Here is a 15,482-nt window from a genome sequence, read left to right on the forward strand (position 1 = left end):
ACGTCCACAAGAAGGAGTGGCGGCGTGTTAACGGTTCGCCCGGTCGAGCGCGGCGAGGGCTTCGGCGGCCTCACGGGTCGCCGCGAGCAGGTCGCGGGCGCGGGCCACGTCGTCGGTCGTCTCGGCCTCGCGCGCGAGCGACGAGAGCTTTCGGACGAGCGCTTCGCGGGCGGTTCCGAGGTCGTCGCGGTCGGCCGAGGTCGCGCCGTGAGCGTGGCGGTGTCCGGAGGCGTTCGCGGGACTGCGGTCGCGGGCGGAGCGTCTCTCGTCGGTCGGACGCTGACTGACTGCGTTCCGGGTCGATGCGTCGCGGGTCGGCGCGTCGCGATTCGACGCATCTCGGGACTGACCGTCGCGGCGGTCGTCGGTCTGTGACGGCGGGCGGCGCAGGTCCGACCGGTCGGCGTGTTGGTCGGCGACTCGCACGTCGTTGATTTCGACGTAGGGTTCGTCGTCCGGGTCGTCGGTCGCCGGCCGGTCGGCGGTTTCGGCGGTCTGCTGGTTTCGGTCGGCGTTCGCCTCGGCCTGCGCGGGCGTCTCGGTGGACTGCTGGGCCTGCTCGCTCTGGTCGCCGTTCTGTCCCTCGGCCTGCGCGCGCGCCTCGTGCTGGCAGGTCGGGCAGAACTCCTGCCCGTCGTATCGGAAGATGGGGTCGCCGCAGTTGTCGCAGTGCTTGCCCGTCATCGTCGCGCCCTGCAGGAGGAGTTCGCTCATCCGACGCGTGTTCTCGCGGTCCTGCTCCTCGTCGCCGTACTTCTCTCGAAGTTTCTCGCGCTCGGCCTCCTTGTCGAACTCCGAGTCGTCGCTGCTCATGTACGTCAAGAGGAACGCCAGCGTTTTCCGGTTTTCGCAACCCGCTGGGTCAGTGCCGACCGACGGGTCACGAGGTCATCAGCAGGTCACCGGTCACCGACGCGTTCCCAGACGCAACGCGGTCGCGCCGAGGAGCGCCGCGGCGGCGACGAGCGGGCCGAAGCCCGATATCCCCACGCCCGTCGCGTCGGGGGGTGTGGTGGAGCCAGCGTCGGCCGTGGTCGGGGTCGTTCCAGTGGACTTAGCGGTTCCGGTGGTTGCAGTGGACCCGATAGTGGAACCGACCGTGTCGGGGTCGGCGGTCGGTGCTTCCGTCGTCGGCGTCACCGCTCGGTCGGCGTCGAACGTCGCCGACGGTTCGTCCCCGGGCGGTTCGACTCCGTCGACGGTGACGCCGACCCAGTCGCTCACTACTCGGTCGCCGACCCGGTACGGCGAGTCGGTCGCCGGACCGTCGAACGCTCGGTTCCCGTTGGCGTCTCGGTGTGCGACGACGAGGAGGTAGCCCGGCTCGGTTCGGGAGTCCACCACGAGGTCGTCGTCGCTCGGGGTCGCCGAGCCGACCGGTCGGAATCGGTCGGTCGAGGAGTCGTATTCGTAGGCGACGAGGAAACCGCCCTCGGGAAGCGTGAGTTGTCGAATGTTCACGTCGGTGACTCGTTGGCGGTGTCCGTATTCTGACATCCTCCAGTAGACGCCCGGCGGCTCACCGATTTCTCCGGGGAACTGGTCGGGGCCGACGTGGACCGCGAACAGACCGGGAGCCGAGGCGGTCGAGAGGTCTACCGTCGCGGTGAACGTGCCGTTGTCCGTGACCGTCGCAGAAGTCCGGCGCTCGAACGTCGGGGCGACCCGCGACTCGACGCGAACGGGGACCCGTGAGCCGGGGAGGAGATTCGTTTCGCCGGATATCGTCGCTCGGTCGTCGGCGGTCAGTCGAACGGTGTCAGTTCCGGCCGGTCGAATCGCGGTCTGACGGGGAGCGACTCGGAACGAGGTGGTCAGTTCCCGCCCGGCACCTCCGAGACGGCTCTCCGGAGAGACTTCGACGTAGACGGCCTGTCCTCCGGCGTACGTCCCTTCGAGCTTTGTCGTATCGAGCAGGACGTACGCCGCGCCAGCGCGGTAGTCGAGTAGGACGCGAGCGCCCCCCTCGGTGACGGTTTCGTGGAACAAGATGCCACCGCACGGACCACTGATTTCGAACGTCTCGTCGGTCTCCGGTTCCGTTTCGTCGTGAAGCGCGAGGAACCGCTCGGTCGTCGTGTTTCCGGACTGGGCGGCGATTACGCCGAGGAGGCTCGGCGCGTCGATGCGGACGAGGAGCGTCTCGCCCTCGACGACTTCAGGTTCGTACTCCCCCGACCGGAGCGAGGCGGTCACCTCGTTTCGATTCGCCGCTCGAACCGCGCTGACGTTCGGCGCGTCGAACAGTCGAGGGACGGCGCGACGGGCGGTGATTGACCTGAACGAAGGCTCGGTCACGGTCAACTCGCGCTCCGCGACGACGGTTCCCTTTCGAGTGGCCGTCACAGGGTACGTTCCGGATTCTAGCGGTTCGGTCGGGGTTCCGCCGGTGACGGTCACGGCGTCGTCGCCTGCGGCCCGGTACGTATCGGGTGCGACCGTCGTCCGGTTCCTGGCGAGGTAGGTGTTGACGAGGAGTCGGACTTGCCCGTTACCATCGTCTCGGACGTCGAGTCTGGCGCTGTACCCGTCGTCGGACCCGGCCCTGACCGTGACGTTCGCGCCCGCTGGAACCGACAGCGGGACGACCGCGATATCGCCGCGGGCGACGGAGAGGTCCGCGGACTCGTTCGGCGTCGGAGGTGACGTGGCGTTCTCGGGAAGTCTTTTTTTCGCCGGTCGGGTTGAGGAGTTGCGGACATGTCTTTCGGTCGGCAGTGACGCCGGATGTGGTTGCAGATTCGACATCGGCGGCGGGGTCGGTGACGGCGGCCGCCGGGAACGACGCGGCGAGGACTGCCAAGACTGCGAGGGCGACGGCCGCTCTGGAGGTGGAACCGTCTGGTGACGGGGGAGAGGGCATCAGCAGAACGACGTGTCGCCGGACGTATCAGTTTTCCGGGGGTCGAACCGGTAACGGACCGACGAGGAGCTAGCGAGACCGAGCTATCACGTCGTTCGTCGAACCCTGTAAACGTTGTACGACGACCACACGGGCGGTTTTTCGGTGTTTCCGAAGCGCTTAACCGAATAGCGGGAGGCGTTTTACGTGGTATGACGAAAATCAGCGTGGTCGGCGCGGCCGGAACCGTCGGGGCCGCGGCGGCGTACAACATCGCGCTTCGGGACATCGCGGACGAACTGGTACTCGTAGACATCCCGGACAAGGAGGAGGACACCGTCGGGCAGGCCGCCGACGTGAACCACGGGGCCGCCTACGACTCGAACACCACGGTCCGTCAGGGCGGTTACGAGGCGACCGAAGGGTCCGACGTGGTCGTCATCACGGCCGGGATTCCGCGCCAACCTGGCCAGACCCGAATCGACCTCGCAGGCGACAACGCGCCCATCATGGAGGACATCGGCTCCTCCGTCGCGGAGTACAACGACGACTTCGTGACGATTACGACCTCGAACCCAGTGGACCTGCTGAACCGCCACCTCTACGAGACCGGCGAGCGCTCGCGCGAGAAGGTCATCGGGTTCGGCGGCCGACTCGACTCCGCGCGCTTCCGCTACGTGCTGAGCCAGCGCTTCGACGAACCCGTCCAGAACGTCGAGGCGACGATTCTGGGCGAACACGGCGACGCGCAGGTCCCGGTGTTCTCGAAGGTCCGCGCAAACGGCAAGGACCCCGAGTTCAGCGACGACGAGAAGGAGGAGATTCTGGAGGAACTCAAGCAGAGCGCGATGAACGTCATCGAGAAGAAGGGCGCGACCCAGTGGGGTCCCGCCACCGGCGTCGGCCACATGGTCGAAGCCGTGGTCCGAGATACCGGCGAGGTCCTGCCCGGTTCGGTCAAACTCGAAGGCGAGTACGGCCACGACGACGTGGCGCTCGGCGTCCCCGTCAAACTCGGCGAGGGCGGCGTGCAGGAAGTCGTGGAGTGGGACCTGACCGAGTTCGAGCGCGAGCAACTCGGCGAGGCCGCGGACAAACTCTCGGAGCAGTACGACGAAATCGCGTAGTCAGCCGGACCCGCGCCGTCGAATCGGATTTTTCTTCGGAACGTCCACCGGGAGACGTCGTCCGGACCGCGCGACGTGACGACCCGACAGTTTAAACCAGAAGACGCGCCTAAGACGGAGTAATGGCTACTTTCGTCTCTCCGCGGAGGTGGACGGCGTGACCGTCGCCATCTCCGACATCCCGGACCTTCCGGACGGAGTACCGGAACACTTCCGCGAGCAGGGCATCGAGGAGTTGTACCCGCCGCAGGGCGAGGCCGTCGAGGCAGGCGTCGCCGACGGCGAGAGCGTGGTGGCGAGCGTTCCGACCGCCAGCGGGAAGACGCTCATCGCCGAGTTGGCGATGTTGACGAGCGTCGCCCGGGGCGGGAAGGCCCTCTACATCGTCCCACTGCGCGCACTGGCGAGCGAGAAGAAGGCGGAGTTCGAGGAGTTCGAGCAGTACGGCATCGACGTGGGCGTCTCGACCGGCAACTACGACAGCGACGGCGACTGGTTGGCCCAAAAGGACATCATCGTCGCCACCAGCGAGAAGGTGGACTCGCTCGTCCGGAACGGGGCGCAGTGGGTGGACGACCTGACCTGCGTGGTCGCCGACGAGGTCCACCTCGTGGACTCGAAGAACCGCGGTCCCACGCTCGAAGTCACCCTCGCCAAACTCCGGAAACTCAACGAGAACCTCCAGACCGTCGCGCTCTCGGCCACGGTCGGCAACGCCGACGAGATAGCCGACTGGCTCGACGCGACCCTCGTGGACTCGTCGTGGCGGCCCATCGACCTCCAGAAAGGCGTTCTCTACGGGCAGGCCCTCCATCTGGACGACGGGTCGAAGAAACAGATTTCGCGAGGCAACGAGAAGGCCACCGCCGCGCTGGTCGAGGACACGCTCACCGACGAGGGGTCGAGTCTGGTGTTCGTCAACTCCCGGCGGAACGCCGAGGCCGCCGCGAGGCGACTCGGCGATGTGACCCGGGACTACCTCACGTCGGAGGAGCGGGCCGAACTCCGCGACATCGCCGACGAAATTCGGGACGCCAGCGACACCCAGACCAGCGACGACCTCGCCGACGCCGTCGAGAAGGGGTCGGCCTTCCACCACGCGGGTCTCTCCAGCGATAGCCGCGAACTCGTCGAAGACGCGTTCCGGGACCGACTCGTCAAGGTCATCTCGGCGACGCCGACGCTGGCCGCGGGGGTCAACACGCCCTCCCGCCGGGTCATCGTCAGGGACTGGCGGCGCTACGACGGCGACGTCGGCGGGATGGCCCCGCTCGACGTGCTGGAGGTCCACCAGATGTTCGGCCGGGCCGGACGCCCCGGACTCGACCTCTACGGCGAGGCGGTGCTCATCGCCAACAGCCACGACGAGTTGGACGAACTGTTCGACCGCTACGTCTGGGCCGACCCCGAACCGGTCCGGTCGAAACTCGCGGCCGAACCCGCGCTCAGGACTCACGTCCTCGCCACGGTCGCCTCCGGGTTCGCCGACACCGAGGACGAACTCGTCTCGTTCCTCGAACGCACGCTCTACGCGACCCAGACGGAGGAGACCGGCCGCCTCGAAACCGTGAGCCAGAACGTCCTCGAGTATCTGGAACGCAACGAGTTCCTCGAACGCGAAGACGGCGGCCTGCGCGCGACCGGACTGGGCCACCGCGTCTCGCAACTCTACATCGACCCGATGAGCGCCGCCGAAATCATCGACGGTCTCCGAGCGGCCGAGGGCCGCCCGACCGCGCTCGGTCTGTTCCACCTCGTCTCGCGCACCCCCGACATGTACGAACTCTACCTCCGGTCGGGCGACCGCGAGGAGTACACCGAACTGGCCTACGAGCGCGAGTCGGAGTTCCTCGGGTCGATGCCATCGGAGTTCGAGGACAACGCCTTCGAGGACTGGCTCTCGGCGCTCAAGACCGCTCGCCTGCTCGAAGACTGGGCCTCCGAGTTGGACGAGGACGACATGGCCGAGCGCTACGGGGTCGGGCCGGGCGACATCCGAGGCAAGGTCGAGACCGCCGAGTGGTTGCTCAACGCGGCCGAGCGACTCGCGGGCGAACTCGGTCTCGACTCTGGCGCGGCCATTCGCGAGGCCAAGAAGCGCGTCGAGTACGGCGTCCGAGAGGAACTGCTCGACCTCGCTGGCGTCCGCAACGTCGGCCGCAAGCGCGCCCGGCGACTCTACGACGCGGGCATCGAGTCGCGGGCCGACCTCCGGGAGGCCGACAAGTCGGTCGTCCTCGGCGCGCTCCGCGGTCGGCGAAAGACCGCCGAGACAATCCTCGAGAACGTCGGGCGCAAGGACCCCGACTTGGAGGGCGTCGAGGCCGACGGCGACGCCGAAACAGAGGTCGGCGGGACCGGCGACGACGGAAGCGGCCAGCAGAGTCTCGGTGATTTCGAATGAGCGACGCCGACGGAGCGGACCGACGATGAGACTCGTCGAAGGACGCGCCGACATCGACGACCTCGACGCCTTCCTCGGAGATATCGGGGAAGTCGCCGACGAGTTCGACTGCGCGATTCAGGCGTTCGACGCCGATTACGTCCTCGGCCGCGACCACCTCCGGACGGCCGTCGAACGCGCCGACAGGGCCTTCGACCGCGGCGAGAACGTCGCCCGGGAGCGCGCCGTCGAGATTCTGCTGTACGCCGCGGGACGGAGACAGATAGACCGCGCGTTCGCGATGGGCGTCTCGGAGGGCGAATCCGACGTCGTGGTCGTCGTCCACTCCCCGGACGGCGACGGAGAGTGCGAACGGGCGGCCGCGGACGCAGTCGCCGACTTGCTCGTGCCCGTGAGCGGAGACGCGGGCGCATCTGGAACTGGGGGCGAGGACGCGAGCGCGGGCACACTCGCGCCCGACCGTATCGACCGCGACGCCGTCAGGGAGTTCTTCGACGTGACCGAGACCGAACTGGACGCGACCGACGCGGAACTCGCCGACCTCGTACGCGAGCGGGTGGCCCTGCTGGACGTAGAGAAGTAGCGTGAAGCGACGTCGTGGACTTTCGTCGCGGTCGGCGTCGGATGCTCGGATGGAGTGGAACCGAGACGGTGAAGGATGTCTCTTCGGTGTCTAGTTTCCGAAAAGGCACCGGTGCGTACGGAGACGCAGCGATGCCACGTCTTACCCGTTACCCGTTCCGGTTACCATCTTGATACTGATACGTCTTGCGCTCGAAGCGAGACGAGAAGACGAACGCCACCCAGCCAGCAGGGTTACGGATATCACGACCCAATTCCCAGACATGGCCGACGAACCCGACGCCGAACGCGAACAGCGACACGCCCGCGAGCGCCAGCGCGAACGGACCGAGCGCGTCGAGGACATGCTCGGGGAGGCCGGGAAGATGCTCGGCGAACACAAGTATCCCGCGACGAGCGAGGAACTCGCCACCGAGTACGGCGACCAACCGCTCGACCTGCAGAACGAGACCGAGAGTCTGGGGAGCGTCTTCGACCGCCTCGTGGACGAGCGGTTCGAGTCGCCCGAGGAGGCCCGGGAAGCGGTGTACAACGAGATAACGGGAGAGGCCGCCGGTCCGGAGGAGTACAACGACGAGCGCGAAATCGCCGAACTTGACGAGAACGTCTCCGACGAGACCTCCGACGTGAACTCGAACTGAGTCTCACGCTACCGGTCGTCGCTCCAGTCGAAACGAAGGGGTTAAATGGGAGGACGGCGCCGAGGCTGGGCGAGTGATTTAAGTCAGCAGTTACGCCCGAACCGTGTCTTTCCAGATTCAAGTGGGTGAGACTTTGTTCTTGCGGTCCTGAATCGATTGTCCGGTCGAGTAATCGGTGTATACTGCACGTCGGAGTGTGGCGATTCGTCCTTTCTAGTCGTTTTGGCGGCGTGGCTACCGACCCGACTTCGGTGACGATAGTCGCGTCGCCCGGACGGTCGCTGTTCGAGACGACGGCCGACCGAACCTGTCGGGAACGAAACGGTTGCAACAGTGTCGGGGAACTTAACAGACGGAACGCTTCCCCAGACACGTGGTGGTCTACCAGTTGGAATGCGCAGACTGCGGAGAGTTGCGCGTCGGCAGAGAAACCGACGAGGGTATCCGCCCCGTTCGGGAAGACTGCCCGGAGTGCGGTACCTCCGAGTTCGACGTGTTAGCCCACGACTCCGAGGACTGACCTGCGAGAAAACGACACAGTTCACCACGTCTCTCTTTTATAGAGGACGCTCTCCGCTCGGAGGGGGACGAGACTATCGAAGATGGAGAACGGAGTTAGTGAAAATTCTGCGACGGTAGGTACTACCGCGTGGCATCGTTCGGAACCACACGTCTGTCGGGTGAAACGGCGTGAAAATCGGGAGTAGTCCCACCAGGATTCGAACCTGGGTCGAAGCCCCCAGAAGGCTTCAGGATTGGCCACTACCCCATGGGACTCTACACCCTCCGGTACTCGCCGGGGGAATGTAAGCGTTGCGCGTTCGCCGCCGAGTGGCAATAGTTCGCATGTGCTACCGAGTTCGTTCGTTAGGAGTGCATAAACCAACACCTACTTGCCGACCAAGTACCCACGTTCGTGTATGTACATCGGACGATTCCTCGTCGTCGGCCCGCAAGTTGCGGCGTATCGCGTCTCGTCGCGGTCGTTCCCGAACCGGAAGATAATCGAGCGCGACGACGCGTTGACCGTCGCGCCGACCGAGGACGCACCCGAGACGGAGAACCCGTACATCTCGTACAACTGCGTCCGTAGCGTCGAACCTCGCTCGGCGGAGAGCGCGAACGAGCGACCGGGAACGCCGACCGCTGGCGGTTCGGTGGTCGTCGGGAACGGGTCGCACGTGGACCCCATCGCCGAGAAACTCGAACTCGGCTATCCCGCACGGGACGCACTCGCCGAGAGTCTGCTCGCACTCGACTACGAGAAGGACGACTACGACACGCCGCGAATCGCGGGGACCGTGGGCGAGGAGTCGGCGTTCGTCGGCATCGTGCGCGAGGACGCGCTGTTGGTCCGAGAGGTGACGACGCCGACGCTCGTCGCGACCTACGAGAGAGACGCGCCCGAGTCGTTCGACTTCGCGGCCGATACCGCCGCGGAGGCCGCCGCGGAGGCCTACGAACTCGACTTCGAGCATCCGGTCTGTGCCGCGGGAGTCGCGCGGACGGGCGAGGGGTTCGAGTTCGCCGTCGAGAACGGAGACTAAATCGCACCGCCGGAGACTGGAATTAAGTCGCGGGGGTTCGAAGCTCCCGGTATGCGAATCGGTGTTCTCTCTGACGTCCACTCGAATCGAGTCGCGCTGGAGTCGGTCTTCGACGACATGCCCGACGTGGACGGACTCGTCTGCGCCGGCGACGTCGTCGGCTACAACCCGTGGCCGGCGGAGTGCGTCCGGATGATGCGCGAGCGCGAGATTCCGACAGTGATGGGCAATCACGACCGCGCCGTCGCCTCCGGCACCGCGTTCCGGTTCAACCAGATGGCGAAGGCCGGCGTCGAACACGCCCGGGAGCGACTCTCGGACGACCAGTTAGACTGGCTTGCCGACCTCCCCGACGAGCGCCACGAGTTCGACGGCCGAGTCAAAATCGTCCACGGTCACCCCGACGACCCGGACCACTACACGATGCCCGAGGAGTTCTCGGCCGACCTGCTCGACGACGAAGACGTGCTCGTGATGGGCCACACTCACGTCCAGTACGCCGAAGAGTACGCCGACGGCGTGGTGATGAACCCCGGAAGCGTTGGCCAACCCCGCGACGGCGACCCGAGAGCGGCGTACGCGGTTCTGGACCTCGACGACCTGTCGGTCGAGCAGCGTCGCGTGGAGTACGACATCGAGACCGTCCGCCGGCAGGTCGAGGCGGTCGGACTGCCGAGCAAAATCGGGGCGCGACTCGAACGGGGGCAGTGAGTGACTCTGCGTCGGACGACGGGACCTCGGCAATCGGGGGTCGTTCGCACACCACCTGAAAGTTTTTACGAGTAGTCGGACACCCCTATTGTATGCCGATTCCCAACTTCGGTGACAAGTACGACGCCGAGGCGCTGTTCTCACCCGCGGAGGCCGTCGGCGAGCAGGACGACGGTCTTCCGGACGTCCCTCCGGCCGTGATTCTCGGGTTTCAGGACGTGCTCTACGAGGAAGTAGCAGAGCGGACCGACGATACGGTGAACGTCGTCAGGGGCCAGACGGTCCACCTCCTGAACGACGATGTCGGATTCATCGGGGATTTCGGTATCGGTGCCCCCGTGACCGCCACCATCACGGAAAATCTGCTCGCGGCGGGTGCCGAGGTCGTCTGCATCCTCGGCGGTTGTGGCTGTCTCCAGCGGTCGATTCCGCCCAACGACGCCATCCTGCCGACGCGAGCGATTCGCGACGAGGGAGTCTCGTACCACTACCTCCCGCCGGACGAGGAGGTACGGGCGACGCCCGAACTCGTGGACGCGCTGGACGCCTCGCTCTCGGACGCGGGCGTCGAGACCCACCGAGGCCCGACGTGGACGACGAGCGCCTACTACCGTGAGACGGTGCCCGAAATCGACCGGTACGCGGAGGAAGGCGTCGTCTCGCTCGGAATGGAGACTGCGGCGATGCTCGCGGTGGCCGAGTACCGCGACGCCGATGCGGCCGTCGTCCACGAAATCGGAGACCACCTGACGCCCGACGAGTGGGAGTCCGGCGTCGAACGCGAGGAGAACCTCGCCGAGTTCCTCGACCCGACCGTCGAGGCGCTTCGGCGGTACGTGGTCTCGGACTGAGGGGACGAAGCGCCTACTCTCGGAAACGGAGTCACCTGTTTCCGTGACACCGACGACTTCGGCAGGGATTAGGACGTGCCCGTTCAATGCCGGACCATGCGAGTCGAGTTCGACCGAGACACCTGCACCGGGATGTTCCAGTGTACCGCCGAGTGGGACGCCTTCGAGGAGAATCGCGACGACGGCAAGGCCGACTTGCGCGACGCCGAGGAGGACGAGGCGGACCTGTTCGTGCGCGAGATACCCGAAGACGCCGAGTTCGACGCCAAGATGGCCGCCCGGGTCTGTCCGGTGGACGCCATCCGCGTGTACGACGACGACGGCGAGCAGATAATCCCCTGAATCTGTCCGAACAGGGTGCGGTCGGTGAATGTCAGTATCTCCAGACGAAGCGGAGGGGTAGCGTGCCGTTACGGTGGGTGCTGGCGCACAGGGGTTGTCGGTGCTAAAGCAGTAGTTCAGTCGGTCTACAGCAGTAGCCCTACCGGTGCTACAACAGTCGCACCGATGGAAAACGAGTCGGACGCGAGCGTCGGTCGCTCACTCGGTCGTCGAATCCTCGACGCTCTCTTCCTCGTCGGCGTCGGGGTATAGCTGTTCCTCCCAGCTGTGTGCGTCACGGCGCACATCCCAGTAGTCGCTCATGGTTCGAGCAATCCAACACTAGCTGTCGATTAGTAAAACCGTTGCGGGAATTCGAAATCCCCCGAGAAATCCGCTCTCTGGTATTACCTCGGAGCTTGAACGTGTGGAAACCCAACTTGAGCGACCGAAGTCCGATTGGACCGGCTGGAGACCTCACTCGAACGTCTTCTCCGCCCACTTCACCGCGTACTCCGCACCGTGGCTGCGATAGGCTCGCGTGTCGAGCGCTGCGAACGGTGCAGGGAGTTCGAGTCCGTGTTTGACCGCTGCGCAGGCGAACTCCGCCGCGTCCGCGAAGTCGGTCTCGTCGCGGGCCATCGACGACGGGAGTCCGTCGAGTCGAGGTTCGATACGCTCGCCCGCGTCCTGCCACGCCGCGAACAGACGGGGGAAGTCGTCGTCCCACTCCGCGAACACCTCGCGGGTGTGGAGTCCGACGTACGCGTCGTACAGCGCGGCCGCGATTTGGTAGACGCTGCCGCCGTCGAACGGGAGCGCGGCGTCGAGTTCGACGTATCGGTCCTCGAAGAATCCGAGGAAGTGTTCGGGGAGTTCCGTGCCGATTTCCACCAGCGCCTCCGCGAGCAGGAAGTCCACGAAGTCGTCGGGTGACCCCTGCACGCGGGCCTTCACGAACGCGACCGGCGGGTCGGTCTGGCGCGTCCACGCGACGCTGCCGTCGCCGGGCATCCCCACCGTAAAGTCGGTGGAGGCGAACCGGCGGAGGAGTTCGGGCGCGTCCTCGGGAAGCCAGTCGTCCGGGTACGCGAGCGGGTCGAGCGCGTCCACGAGCAGGCCGAGGTCTTCGGCGCGCGCGGGGTCGAGCGTCTCGAAGTCCGTCCCCGAGTCCAGCACCAGCGCGTCGGGCGCGTGGGCGTCCCGAACGTCGGCCACCTCCCTGGACAGCGACCGTTCTTCGAACATCAGGCGGCGAGCCAGAGGTTCGCGAGAAGTGCGACTGACAGAATCGAGGTGATGCCGACCGTTGCGACGACGATTTTGGTTGCCTTGCTCATACCGATTCGTTCGGACGCGAGCGCTTAAAACTGTCAGGTTTAGTCCGCGAGTCCGGATGCGACGCGCCGCGACTACTCGTCAGTCCGCACCGGTTCCGGCCCCGATATCGGACTCGCGGGCGACCTGCTTCCACTTGCCGGTCCAGAACCGGAAGACGTTGACACCGGCCCGGAGGTACATATCGCCGAGGATGGAGGCGTAGACCGCCACCAAACCCAAGCCGATACCCGGCGCGAACTGCCAGCCTGCTATCTCGAAGAGGGCGACCCCGGGCGCGACCGCGAGGAAGGCCACCGGAAGCTTGAACAGATAGGTCCCGGCGAACGCGCCGTAGAAGGGCCACCGCGTGTCGCCCGCGCCGCGCAGGCCCCCGCGCATCGTTCGGGAGACGCTGAACGCCGCGACGCCGAGACCGAACACGCGGACGAAGGTGACCGTGAGGTCGACGTGGTTGGTGCCGAACGCCACTGCGATTGGCCGGGCCGCCGCGAACAGCACCGCGCCGATGAGCAGTTGCGTCACGAGCGCGATTCGCAGGGTCTGCCAGCCGTACTCGGTGGCCTCGCCGTCGTTTCCGGCCCCGATGGACTGGCCGACCAGCGTCGAAGAGGCCGTAGAGTACCCCCACGCGGGCATCAGGGCGAGCAGCATCACCCGCCGACCGATGGCGTAGGCCGCGACGACCGGCGTCCCGAGCGTGGTGAGGACCAGCAGGAAGGGGAACCGGCCGAGCGTCCGGGAGAGTCGAGTCCCCGCGAGCGGCAGGCCGACGCGGACGATTTCGGTCGCTATCGACCAGTCCCACTGCTTCCCGCCGAGCGGCAGACGGACCGAATACCGCCCCGAGAGGAGCGCGCCGGTGAAGATGACCGCCGCGAGGACGTTGGCGAGAGCAGTGCCCCACGCCGCGCCCGCGACGCCCAGTTTCGGGAACGGGCCGAACCCGAAGATGAGGACCGCGTTGAGGAAGATGTTCGTCGGGAGTGTGAGCAGGCGGACGTACATCGGGGTTCGGGTGTCACCGACGCCCGCAAGCGCGCGGGCGGCTATCATGCTCCAGAACCGGAACGAGACCGAGAGCATGATGATTTTGAGGTAGATAGCGCCGAGTCGGATGGTCTCGGGGTCGTCGGTCAGCACGTCTATCATCGGTTCGGCGTACACCCACGTCGCCGCGGTGATGGGCACCGCGAGCAGGAGCGCCAACCAGAGCGACTGCTTGATGGTGAAGTTGGCCTTCTCGTGTTCGCCCGCGCCCTCGAAGCGCGAGACGACGCTGATAGTCCCGCTGGTCAGCGCCAGCGAGAGACCGAAGGGGATGAAGAAGTACTGGAAGCCGAGTTCGAGCGCGGCGACCGCCTCGTCGCCCAGCGCACGTCCGACCATGAAGAAGTCCGCGACCCGGAGCAGCGTCCGCATCCCGCCGGTGACCATCACCGGGACCGCGAGGTCGAACGCCTCCTCGCCCTTCTCGCGGTCGAGGAGACCGAGACGCGCCAGCGCTGCCGGAAAGAGAAACGCGACGCTGCGTGCTCGTCGCTTGGTATCGTCGAGCATCAACAGTACGCGTAGGGTGAGTCCGCCGAACCCTTCTTTCTATCGACTCTCCTCGCTCGAACGAACGTGGCGCGGGACGAGAAGAGACCGGAACGAGAGGCGAAACGGGAGCGATACCAGAGCGGCAACGACAGCAAAAACAGCAACCACAGCGGCACGCAGAACGAAAGCGAGAGAGTCCGTGGACGGAGTAGTTCCACGGTCGGAGCAGTGGTGACTCAGTGCCGTTCGAGAACGTCGCGAAGCGTATCGATTGCGGTGTCTATCTGAGAGCGTTTCGCGATGACCGGTGGTTTGATGACCAGCGAGTTGCCGCCGAAGTCGCCCGAGAGACGGAACATGATGCCCTCGTCGAGGCACGCTTCGAATATCTCCTCGGCGAGTTCGGGCGACGGTTCACCGTCGTCCACGATATCGACACCGGCAATCAGCCCGAACCGACGCACGTCGTCCACGATGTCGAACTCGTCTTCGAGTCCCGCGAGACGTTCCCCGAGGAGTTCACCCTTGTCGGCAACCTCGTCGAGGTACCCCGGTTGGGTGAGGATGTCGATGTTCGTGACGGCGACGGCGCTCGCGATGGGGTTCGCACCGTGCGTGAACTCGTGTTCGCCGTAGCCGACGACGTCGTACTCCTCCCGACAGACGATGGCACCGAGCGGATATCCGGCCGAGATACCCTTGGCGAGGGTCATGATGTCCGGGGTCACGTCGTAGTACTCGGCTGCGAACATCTGACCGAGCCATCCGAATCCGGTCTGGACCTCGTCGAAGATGAGCGCGATGTCGTGTTCGTCACAGATATTGCGTACGTCTTGGAGGTAGCTCTTCGGGAATTCGACGACGCCAGCGTTCACGTCGATGGGCGTCAAGATGACACCACAGAGGTCCTCACGCGTCTCGGCTAACTTACGGAACTCGTCCGCCGATTCGGACACTGAATCGCCAGCGTACGGCGGGTCGAAGTGCTCGAAGTCCCCGTCGGTGACGAGGAAGTCCTTGTCGTAGTACTTGCCCGAGAGTCGCATGACCTCGTTGGTCTCGCCGAAGAAACTACCGTAGGTAGTGGCGATGGTGTTACCGTCGTGTTTCTTTCGGGCCATCTTGATGGCACCTTCGTTGGCTATGCTTCCCCCGGTGACTTTCGGGTTGACTTTGTCGAGACCCTCGGGTGCGACCTCGGCGATGCGCTTGGCGAGGCGCATGGTCGGTTCGTCGAGATACCGCGACGAGGTGTATTGGAGTCTGTTGGCCTGTCGTTCGACGACCTCGACGATGTCCGGGTGACACTGGCCGAGATTCAGATTGAGCGTCTGTGACGCGAAATCGAGGAACTCCCGGCCCTCTACGTTCGTAACACGCATTCCGTCCGCCGTATCGAACGGGGGCCTAGAGGGTTGGACGTTCTGGCAGAGATACCGTTTGTACTCCGCGTAATTCTCTGCGAACGAGTCGGTCCGGTCGTGTGGAGTTTGTTTGCTCACACTAACACAATGATATTAACTTAATATAAGCTTTGCTAGTGCTGATATAAACTGTTATAGATACTGTAATATAT

13 protein-coding genes and 1 tRNA gene are annotated in these 15,482 nt (G+C 65.4%); 8 read left to right on the forward strand and 6 right to left on the reverse strand.

Annotation, left to right across the window (positions count from 1 at the left end; genetic code table 11):
- Positions 1 to 27: 27 nt before the first annotated feature.
- Together FXF75_RS20905 and FXF75_RS20910 are read right to left on the reverse strand one after the other, a co-directional pair.
- The gene (locus tag FXF75_RS20905; RefSeq protein WP_163524009.1) at positions 28 to 813 is read right to left on the reverse strand and encodes an Sjogren's syndrome/scleroderma autoantigen 1 family protein; all 786 of its coding nucleotides are present in this window, start codon (positions 811 to 813) and stop codon (positions 28 to 30) included.
- Between the two features lie 93 nt (positions 814 to 906).
- The gene (locus FXF75_RS20910; protein WP_163524010.1) at positions 907 to 2,748 is read right to left on the reverse strand and encodes a BGTF surface domain-containing protein; all 1,842 of its coding nucleotides are present in this window, start codon (positions 2,746 to 2,748) and stop codon (positions 907 to 909) included.
- Positions 2,749 to 3,054: 306 nt separating this feature from the next.
- Here FXF75_RS20910 and mdh point away from each other — a divergent pair, with 306 nt between their 5' ends.
- From mdh to FXF75_RS20930, 4 genes are all read left to right on the forward strand, one after another.
- Positions 3,055 to 3,969 carry a malate dehydrogenase gene (gene mdh / locus FXF75_RS20915; protein ID WP_163524011.1) on the forward strand — a complete coding sequence of 305 codons (915 nt, stop codon included), beginning with the start codon at positions 3,055 to 3,057 and terminating at the stop codon, positions 3,967 to 3,969.
- A gap of 157 nt (positions 3,970 to 4,126) precedes the next feature.
- Positions 4,127 to 6,373: an ATP-dependent DNA helicase gene (locus FXF75_RS20920; RefSeq protein ID WP_163524012.1), complete on the forward strand. Its 2,247-nt coding sequence runs from the start codon at positions 4,127 to 4,129 to the stop codon at positions 6,371 to 6,373.
- A gap of 25 nt (positions 6,374 to 6,398) precedes the next feature.
- Entirely contained in the window at positions 6,399 to 6,956 is a 558-nt protein-coding gene (cgi121, locus tag FXF75_RS20925) for a KEOPS complex subunit Cgi121 (RefSeq protein ID WP_163524013.1), read from the forward strand.
- 262 nt (positions 6,957 to 7,218) lie between these two features.
- Positions 7,219 to 7,596 carry a hypothetical protein gene (locus tag FXF75_RS20930; protein WP_163524014.1) on the forward strand — a complete coding sequence of 126 codons (378 nt, stop codon included), beginning with the start codon at positions 7,219 to 7,221 and terminating at the stop codon, positions 7,594 to 7,596.
- A gap of 704 nt (positions 7,597 to 8,300) precedes the next feature.
- On the opposite strand, the gene FXF75_RS20935 is transcribed toward FXF75_RS20930, so the two are convergent.
- Positions 8,301 to 8,373, reverse strand: a tRNA-Gln gene (locus FXF75_RS20935).
- A 143-nt stretch (positions 8,374 to 8,516) separates the two neighbouring features.
- Here FXF75_RS20935 and FXF75_RS20940 point away from each other — a divergent pair.
- The 4 genes from FXF75_RS20940 to FXF75_RS20955 all read left to right on the forward strand — a co-directional run bounded on the left by FXF75_RS20940 (position 8,517) and on the right by FXF75_RS20955 (position 11,047).
- Positions 8,517 to 9,143 (forward strand): IMP cyclohydrolase, encoded by a 627-nt coding sequence (locus FXF75_RS20940; protein WP_163524015.1) that lies wholly within the window; start codon positions 8,517 to 8,519, stop codon positions 9,141 to 9,143.
- Positions 9,144 to 9,194: 51 nt separating this feature from the next.
- A complete protein-coding gene (locus FXF75_RS20945; RefSeq protein ID WP_163524016.1) occupies positions 9,195 to 9,854 on the forward strand; it encodes a metallophosphoesterase in 660 nt (219 codons plus the stop codon).
- A gap of 92 nt (positions 9,855 to 9,946) precedes the next feature.
- Positions 9,947 to 10,705: a nucleoside phosphorylase gene (locus FXF75_RS20950; protein WP_163524017.1), complete on the forward strand. Its 759-nt coding sequence runs from the start codon at positions 9,947 to 9,949 to the stop codon at positions 10,703 to 10,705.
- A gap of 96 nt (positions 10,706 to 10,801) precedes the next feature.
- A complete protein-coding gene (locus FXF75_RS20955) occupies positions 10,802 to 11,047 on the forward strand; it encodes a ferredoxin (protein ID WP_163524018.1) in 246 nt (81 codons plus the stop codon).
- A gap of 456 nt (positions 11,048 to 11,503) precedes the next feature.
- On the opposite strand, the gene FXF75_RS20960 is transcribed toward FXF75_RS20955, so the two are convergent.
- From FXF75_RS20960 to FXF75_RS20970, 3 genes are all read right to left on the reverse strand, one after another.
- Positions 11,504 to 12,274, reverse strand: coding sequence for a hypothetical protein (locus FXF75_RS20960; protein ID WP_163524019.1), 771 nt, complete (start codon positions 12,272 to 12,274; stop codon positions 11,504 to 11,506).
- Positions 12,275 to 12,445: 171 nt separating this feature from the next.
- On the reverse strand, positions 12,446 to 13,924 hold the full coding sequence (locus tag FXF75_RS20965) for an MATE family efflux transporter (RefSeq protein ID WP_163524020.1): 1,479 nt from the start codon (positions 13,922 to 13,924) through the stop codon (positions 12,446 to 12,448).
- Positions 13,925 to 14,142: 218 nt separating this feature from the next.
- The gene (locus FXF75_RS20970; RefSeq protein WP_309221880.1) at positions 14,143 to 15,408 is read right to left on the reverse strand and encodes an aspartate aminotransferase family protein; all 1,266 of its coding nucleotides are present in this window, start codon (positions 15,406 to 15,408) and stop codon (positions 14,143 to 14,145) included.
- Positions 15,409 to 15,482: the final 74 nt, after the last annotated feature.

Origin of the sequence: Halorussus sp. MSC15.2, from assembly GCF_010747475.1 — an archaeon.
Classification (GTDB): Archaea; Halobacteriota; Halobacteria; order Halobacteriales; family Haladaptataceae; genus Halorussus.